The 1,378-nt window shown below is 63.1% G+C and carries 1 protein-coding gene; it reads left to right on the top strand.

Going from position 1 to position 1,378, the window contains the following annotated elements:
• Positions 1-128: 128 nt before the first annotated feature.
• On the top strand, positions 129-1,378 hold a 1,250-nt coding region (locus C8K44_RS27125; protein ID WP_109578852.1), incomplete at its 3' end, for an extracellular solute-binding protein.

The following is a 1,378-nucleotide window of genomic DNA, read 5'->3' as shown; positions in this document are numbered from 1 at the left end:
CGCTGGGAAGCCTGCCGCCACGGCTCACCCCGCAGCTTCACGCCGCAGCGCTCGGAGAGAGCGCCGGCGTCGTGGGCATCGCGGATCTAGCGAAACGTCAGAACTGAGACTTAGAGGGAGAACACGACATGACACTTTCCAACCTGAGAAAAGGCGGCCTGATCGCGGCTGCGATCGCCAGCCTGCTGGCAAGCCCCGCCTTCGCCAAGGTGACGGTGCTCGGCTGGCCGGGCGGCCCGGAAGAGACGGCATTGCGCGCCGCAGCCGACGCCTACAACGCCAAGTCCGACGTCGCTGAAAACGACAAGGTCAAGCTGCTGTTCTTCAACCGCGACGGCTTCTGGGACAAGCTGCAGGCCGACCTCGCCGCCGGCTCCAAGGCCTTCGACGTCAACCTGCTCGCCACCTATTCCATCGGCCGCTACGCGCCGTTCATGGAGCCCGTCGAACTGTCGGGCGAAGCGCAGTCGGTCTATGGCGACTCCGTGCTCAAGACCATGCAGTACGAAGGCAAGCAGTATGGCGTGCCGACCGACCTTTCGCTGCACTTCATGTATTACCGCAAGGATTTGATCGACGCCCTGATGAAGGACGACGCGGCCAAGGCCAAGTTCGCGGAAATCTCGGAGAAGCATCTCGGCAAGAAGCTCGAGCCGAAGAACCCGGACGAGTGGACCTGGGACGACTACGCGGCGACCGCGCTCTACTTCACCCAGGCCGTCAATCCCGACAGCCCGACCCGCTATGGCACCGTTCTCCAGCTCAAGAACCTGCTCTTCAACATGATGGTGTTCCAGTCGCTGCCGCGCGCCTATGGCGGGAACTGGATGGACGATGCCGGCAAGGTCACGGTCAACTCCGACGCCTATCGCAAGGGCCTCGAAACCTACAAGCTGCTCTACGATGCCGGCGCCACCCCGCGCGACTCGCTTTCATACGAGTTCGCCGAAGCAAACGCCGCCTATGCGTCTGGCCAGGTCGCAGCGATGATGCAATGGAACGCTGCCGCCACCGACCTGACCAGCAAGGAGAAGTCGCCGGCTGTTGCCGAAGTGACCGAAACCATCGCGCCACCCACCGGACCCGAGGGACGCTTCACCCACATCCACGGCCTCGGCTTCGGCCTCAACAAGAACGCCGAGAACAAGGCCGGCGCGCAGGCCTTCATCAAGTGGCTTTCCTCGAAGGAAGCCGCGCTCACCTACGCCAAAAACAGCGGCGCTCCGGCGTTGACGCCTGAAGTCGTCAAGGAAGTCGCCACCGAGCGCCCCGATCTGGTCAAGCTCGGCGAGTTCGCCAGCAAGTACGGCTACGTTATGAACGGTGGCACCTCGGCCAAGGCATTGTCCGTCTACGAACTCCAGGCCAAGGAGTTCAC

Source organism: Aminobacter sp. AP02 (genome assembly GCF_003148805.1).
Lineage (GTDB): Bacteria > Pseudomonadota > Alphaproteobacteria > Rhizobiales > Rhizobiaceae > Aminobacter.
The sequence above is the reverse complement of the archived record's forward strand: the minus strand, read 5'-3'. Positions and strand labels throughout refer to the sequence as shown.